Here is a 6460-nt window from a genome sequence, read left to right as displayed (position 1 = left end):
AAGGAACCTCATCTCCGTAATGGAGACGGGGTATCAACATATCTGGCGTTGACTTTTGGCACGCTGTTGAGTTCTCAAGGAACGGACGCTTCCTTTGTACTCACCCTCTCGGGCTTTCCTCCGGGCGCTTCCCTTCGGTCTTTCGTGTTTCCGACTCTATCAGACTCTTTCGTGTCCGATTCCCCGTCGGATCGGGGCTGCTTTCCGGGAAATCGCTTTCGCGGTTTCCTTTCCGGCGGTCCGAACTCTATCAGGCGTTTTCCGTCCCTCTGACCACTCACCCCGGAGCATGCGGACATGCAGAGGTGTAGACCAGTTGGGTAGGATCGCGGCTTGAAGGTGCGGCTGCCGACCTACGACTCAACGTCGCGTTGAGGTCAGGCAGGAGTACGACAGTACAGCTCCACGCCAGAAGAGGCAAATCGTTTCCGGTAGTCCCTAGGTCCGCCAACCACGACCTCTCGTGCGGAACTAGGACTTCCTATGACATACGCTTCTGAACAGTACGCCGTCCAGGACAGGTAGTGACGGCGCAACAATCTCCGCCCCTGGGAGGCTTCCCATGACAACCGTGACGTCGCCACTTGTTGGACGCGCCATCGGTCTCACCGCAGTACCCGACCCCGTGTTCTCGGGCGCGATGGTCGGTCCGGGTACCGCCATCGATCCCGTACGTGAGCCTTCGGAGGCCGTCGCGCCCGTCGACGGCATTGTCGTTTCGCTTCACCCGCACGCCTTTGTCGTCGTCGACAGCGAGGGGCACGGGGTGCTGACGCACCTCGGTATCGACACTGTTCAGCTCAACGGCGAGGGCTTCGAGCTCCTCGTCAACAAGGGGGACACGGTCACGCGCGGACAGGCGCTGATCCGTTGGAACCCCGCCGCCGTGGAAGAGGCGGGCAAGTCTCCCATCAGCCCCGTCGTGGCGCTCGAGGCCACGGCCGAGTCCCTCTCCGGTCTCGTCGAAGACGGCGATGTGAAGGCCGGCGACTCGCTGTTCAGCTGGCAGTGACGTCGGCGTCGTCCTGGTGACGGCCGTGACGGCCGCCCGGGACGAGCGTGGGTGGGACATTCAACGCGGCGGCTGGGGCCGCCGCTCAATCGGAGACGGGTGAGATGGAGACAACGCTGCGAGGCGTCGGCGTCAGCCACGGTGTGGCGATCGGCGAGGTCCGGCACATGGGCACAGCGGTTCTCGAGCCGCCGGCGAAGCAGATTCCGGCCGAGGAGGCCGAGCGCGAACAGGGGCGCGCTCGCAAGGCCGTGGAAGCTGTGGCTGCCGACCTGATTGCGCGCGGCAATCTGGCCGGCGGTGAGGCGCAGGCGGTGCTGGAGGCCCAGGCGATGATCGCCCAGGACCCCGAGCTCATCGCCGACGTCGACCGCCGGATCGCGGTCGGCAGCACGGCCGAGCGCGGGATCTACGACGCCTTCTCCCACTACCGCGAGCTGCTGGCGAGTGCCGGCGAGTACATGGCGGGGCGCGTTGCCGACCTCGACGACGTACGGAACCGGATCGTGGCCCGGCTGCTCGGTGTGCCCATGCCGGGTGTGCCGGACAGTGACGAGCCGTACGTACTGATCGCGCGGGATCTCGCGCCCGCGGACACGGCGCTGCTTGACCCCGCGCTGGTGCTCGGGTTCGTGACCGAGGAGGGCGGGCCGACCAGCCACAGTGCGATTCTGGCGCGGGCGCTCGGTGTGCCGGCCGTGGTGGCGCTGCCGGGCGCGGGTGAGCTGGCCGAGGGCACGCTCATCGCGGTCGATGGCAGCACCGGCGAGATCTTCGTGGAGCCGAGCGAGGACAAGCGGGCGGAGCTGACCCGGGCGGCCGCCGAGCGCAAGGCCGCGCTGGCCGCGTCCAGCGGTCCGGGCGCGACCTCGGACGGGCACAAGGTGCCGCTCCTGGCGAACGTCGGCGGTCCGGCCGATGTCCCGGCGGCGGTGGAGGCCGGTGCCGAGGGTGTGGGTCTGTTCCGTACCGAGTTCCTGTTCCTGGACGACAGCAAGAAGGCGCCGTCCGAGGAGAAGCAGGTCGAGGCGTACCGCAAGGTGCTGGAGGCGTTCCCCGAGGGGCGCGTGGTCGTGCGGGTGCTGGACGCCGGTGCCGACAAGCCGCTGGACTTCCTGACTCCGGTCGATGAGCCGAATCCGGCGCTGGGTGTGCGGGGGCTCCGTACGCTCCTTGACCACCCGGAGGTGCTGCGGACGCAGCTGACCGCGCTGGCCAAGGCCGCCGAGGGGCTGCCGGTGTACCTCGAGGTCATGGCGCCGATGGTGGCGGACCGTACGGATGCGAAGGCGTTCGCCGACGCGTGCCGTGAGGCGGGGCTGCGGGCGAAGTTCGGGGCGATGGTGGAGATTCCGTCCGCCGCGCTGCGGGCTCGTTCGATCCTGCAGGAGGTGGAGTTCCTGTCGCTGGGCACCAACGACCTGGCGCAGTACACCTTCGCCGCCGACCGCCAGGTCGGTGCGGTGTCGCGGCTGCAGGATCCGTGGCAGCCGGCGCTGCTGGATCTGGTCGCGCTGTCGGCCGAGGCCGCGAGGGCCGAGGGCAAGAGCTGTGGTGTGTGTGGTGAGGCGGCCTCCGATCCGCTGCTGGCGTGTGTGCTGACGGGTCTGGGTGTGACGAGCCTGTCCATGGGTGCGGCGTCGATCCCGTATGTGCGGGCGACGCTGGCCAAGTACACGCTGGCGCAGTGCGAGCGGGCTGCCGCCGCGGCGCGTGCGGCGGACTCGGCCGACGAGGCGCGGGTCGCCGCGCAGGCGGTGCTGTCCGGGGAGTGATCCGGCCGGCCGCACGGTGAGTGCGTGGTTGTGAAGGGGCTTCCCACCTGGTGGTGGGGAGCCCCTTCGCTGTGTGGGGTCAGTGGTGGGGCGGCCAGTCGTCGTCGGGGTCGAGGGGGAATCCGGCGAGGTATTCGACGCCTGGCTCCGGGGACAGTGGTTCTCCGGTGTCTGCGTCGGTGCAGTAGGCGTTGAAGACCTCGGCGTCGTTGAGCGGGTGCAGGGTGCCCTGGCGCAGGCGCCAGCCGTGGAGGCGGTCGGGGGCGTCCGGGCTGTCCGGTGTGGTCGTGCGCAGGACGAGTCCGCCGGGGGAGCCGAGGGCGATGCCCGCCGCGAGGACGGTGGTGAACTCGGCCCCTTCGGTCGCGTCGAGGTGGGCGGGGCCGGTGGCGCGGGTCTCGGTGTGCAGGACGGCCACGAGCTGTTCGTCGTGGGCCGGGACGCTGCACACGAGGTGGTGGATGCCGGGGCCGGCGGCTTCAAGGATGCGGAGCAGGAGCCGGGAGGCGCGGTCGAAGGCGGCGCGTCCGACGTCCTGGCCGCAGTCGGCGCACTCCCCCAGGCCGGCGAGGAGCGTGGTGGCGTACTCCCAGGTGGCCCGGCGGACGGCGGCGTCGATGAGGGTGGGCACGAGGGTGTCCATCGGCTGTCCCGTATAGGGGACGAGGGTGCCGGTGGCGGCGAGCTCCGTGGTGTAGCGGCTGCGGCTGGCGGGGCTGTCGGGGTCCAGTCCGGTGTCGGCGCAGAACTCCGCGTACTCCTCGGGGTCGAAGAGGGCGACCGTGGTGTGGCCGCCCTGGGCGGAGAGGGTGCGGAGGAGGGCTTCGATCTGGTGGAGGTAGGTGGTGTGGTCGTCGAAGCGGAAGGTGCGGTAGTGGCGCATGGCCGCGAAGTCCTGGGCGTCGGCGAGGAGGCCGACGATGCTGGGCACTTCGCGGCGCAGTGCGCGCCGCATCGAGGTGGTCTGCCGGGTGGTGCGGGTCTGCGCCATGAATCCCCCTGAGCGCTGTCGATCAATGCTCACTCACCGTAACCGAGGGCACTGACAGTGAGCGTGGGGTGAGGCCCTGGCGGACGAGTCGGTGCTGGGCGGCGCAGGTTGCGACCAGGGCGGCGCCGAGGGCGGGCCAGGCGAGGGGGCCCGCGGCGATGACGGCGGAGAGCAGGAGCGGACCGGCGCAGCGCTGGACGGCGACGGCGAGGCCGTGGACGCCGAGGTAGGCGCCTTGGGCGTCGTCGGGTGAGAGCGCGACCGAGAGTTCCCAGGAGGCGGTGGCGTGGATCATCTCGGCGAAGGTGAGGAGGACGGCCGCGAGGACGAGGGTGGTGATGGCGAGCCAGCGGCCGCCGGTGGCCGAGGCGGCGAGGGCGAGTGTGCCGGCGGCGAAGAGGGCGGCGAGGGGGATGAGGAGGGTGCGGGCGGCGCTGGTGGTGGCGCCGAAGCGGGCGAGGGGGACCTGGAGGGCGACGACGAGGACGCTGTTGAGGACGAGGAGGAGCGGTGCGAGGCCGACGGGGGCGTCGGTGGCGTGGATGATCCACAGCGGCATGGCGACCTGGAGGATCGTGTCGTCGAGGAAGAGCGCCGCTTCGGTGGCGGTGAAGAGGAGGAAGGTGCGGTCGCGCCAGGGGTTGGAGAGCGGGGCCGTGGGGGCGGTGGTGGAGCCGGCGACGACCCGGGAGGGGGCGGTGGGTTCGCCGCAGCGGGAGGTGAGGAGCGCGATCAGGACGTAGGTGGCGGCGTTGCCGATGAGGAGCAGTTGGTAGACGGCGCTGGTGTTGAGGGCGAGGGCGGCTGCGGCGGCGAGGCCGCCGACGGACCAGCCGAGGTTGGCGGCTGTGCGGTTGATGGCCTGGTAGCGGACGCGGTCCGGCCCGGCGGTGCGGGCCGCGTAGAGCTTGGTGAGGACGCCGGCGGCGCGGTCGGGGAGGGTGCCGATCGCGGAGTAGAGCATCAGCAGGGCGTAGTGGTCGGTGGTGAGCAGGGCGAGCAGGGCCACGGCGCGCAGGAGTTGGGCGGCTATGAGGACGCGGGTGATCGGGAAGCGGTCGGCGAGGCGTCCGGCGAGGGGTGCGCCGGCGATGCCGACGGCTCCGGAGACGCCGATGAGCAGGCCGATCTGACCGACGGTGAGGCCGGCGACGTAGGTGAAGTAGAGGGCGACCGCGGCCGCCCAGAGGCCGGTGCCTGTCTTGTCGATGAACGCGACGACGAGCATGCGGCGGCCGTCGCGGCCGCCGGGGATGCGTGCCGCGAGTGCGGCCCGGCGCTTGGTCAGGCTCACTGTCTCCCCCTTGACTTCAGTTTTGTATTGGTACATTCTCGTGTACGTGGCAACACAATATGCGATCACTGGGGCGACGGCGAGGGAAATCGCCGCGTCCGTGGAACGGGGCGTGGCCGAAGGCAGTCTCGGGCCGGGGCTCGCGCTGCCGCCCGTACGGCGCTTGGCGGATGAGCTGGCGGTCAGTCCGGGCACGGTGGCGACGGCCTACAAGGAGTTGCGGCAGCGGGGTGTCGTGGTCACGCGGGGCCGCGGGGGCACGGTGGTGGCCGAGGCACCGGCCGTCGCGTCCCGGCGGCCGCCCAAGGTCCCGGAGGGACTGCGGGACCTGGCGGGCGGGCACCCCGATCCGGCGTTCCTTCCGGAGCTGCGGCCGCCGGCGCGGATCGCTCCGGTCTTCGGTTCGCACCGCGGCTCACCCCGGCTCCCCCGGCTCGAGGAGCTGACCCGGGAGTGGTTCGCGCGGGACGGGGTGCCGACGGAGCGGGTGACCTTCGCGCACGGGGCGCTGGACTGCATCGGACGGCTGCTGTCGACCGAGCTGAGGCCGGGTGACGCGGTGGCCGTGGAGGACCCCGGCTTCCACCACCTGCTGGATCTCGTACCGGCCCTTGGCCTGCGCATGGTGCCGGTGGCGGTGGACGACGAGGGGCTGCGCCCCGAGGAGTTGCGGGTCGCGCTGCGCGGGGGTGTCCGGGCGGTGGTGTGCAGTCCGCGGGGGCAGTGCCCGATGGGCGGCGCGTTCTCGGAGGAGCGGCGGGACGACCTCGCGCGCGTGCTCCGTGATTTCCCCGAGGTGCTGGTCGTGGAGGACGACCACAACGCGGACATCGCGGGCGCGCCCTCGTACTCCCTGGCCACGGCCGGGCTGGAGCGGTGGGCGCAGGTCCGTACGGTGTCCAAGCATCTCGGCGTCGACCTGCGCTGGGCGGGGGTCGCCTGCGATGCGGCGACCCTGGCCCGGCACGACGGGCGGATGCTGCTGACCTCGGGCTGGGTCAGCCATGTACTGCAGGAGACGGTGACCGGGCTGCTGGAGAACGAGGACGTGCGCCGGCTGGTAGCGGCGGGCGAGCGGGCCTACGCGGAGCGGCGGGAGGCGCTGATCCGGGAGCTGGGCCGGTATGGGGTGCGGGCACATGGAGCCAGCGGGATCAATGTGTGGGTGCCCGTGCGGGACGAGTCGGCGGTGGTCAACGGCCTGCGGTCGCGCGGCTGGTGGGTGGCTGCCGGGGCGCGCTTCCGGATCTCGACGCCGACGGCGGTGAGGATCACGACGGCGGGGCTCGCGGTGGAAGAGGCGGCGCGGGTCGCGGCGGACTTCGCCGGCGTGCTGGGCGAGTCGGAGGCGACGTACGGGGGGTGAGGGGCTCCCGTCCCCACCCCCC

General features: G+C 71.3%; 5 protein-coding genes. 3 read left to right on the top strand and 2 right to left on the bottom strand.

Annotated features, from left to right (window positions below; translation table 11 throughout):
- Window positions 1-562: 562 nt before the first annotated feature.
- Window positions 563-1012 (top strand): PTS sugar transporter subunit IIA, encoded by a 450-nt coding sequence (locus tag ACZ7LT_RS29045; protein ID WP_471239071.1) that lies wholly within the window; start codon window positions 563-565, stop codon window positions 1010-1012.
- Window positions 1013-1116: 104 nt separating this feature from the next.
- Entirely contained in the window at window positions 1117-2787 is a 1671-nt protein-coding gene (gene ptsP, locus ACZ7LT_RS29040) for a phosphoenolpyruvate--protein phosphotransferase (RefSeq protein ID WP_471239070.1), read from the top strand.
- A 79-nt stretch (window positions 2788-2866) separates the two neighbouring features.
- Here the strand turns inward: ptsP and ACZ7LT_RS29035 are convergent, their stop codons facing one another.
- Window positions 2867-3778 (bottom strand): hypothetical protein, encoded by a 912-nt coding sequence (locus ACZ7LT_RS29035; RefSeq protein WP_471239069.1) that lies wholly within the window; start codon window positions 3776-3778, stop codon window positions 2867-2869.
- A 22-nt stretch (window positions 3779-3800) separates the two neighbouring features.
- Window positions 3801-5072, bottom strand: coding sequence for an MFS transporter (locus tag ACZ7LT_RS29030; RefSeq protein WP_471239068.1), 1272 nt, complete (start codon window positions 5070-5072; stop codon window positions 3801-3803).
- 40 nt (window positions 5073-5112) lie between these two features.
- On the opposite strand from ACZ7LT_RS29030, the gene ACZ7LT_RS29025 reads away from it, so the two are divergent.
- Window positions 5113-6438, top strand: a complete 1326-nt coding sequence (locus tag ACZ7LT_RS29025; protein ID WP_471239067.1) for an aminotransferase class I/II-fold pyridoxal phosphate-dependent enzyme — start codon at window positions 5113-5115, stop codon at window positions 6436-6438.
- Window positions 6439-6460 lie beyond the last annotated feature (22 nt).

It is taken from the genome of Streptomyces sp. NPDC039465, assembly GCF_055639315.1.
This window is presented reverse-complemented; position numbering and strand designations above follow the sequence as displayed.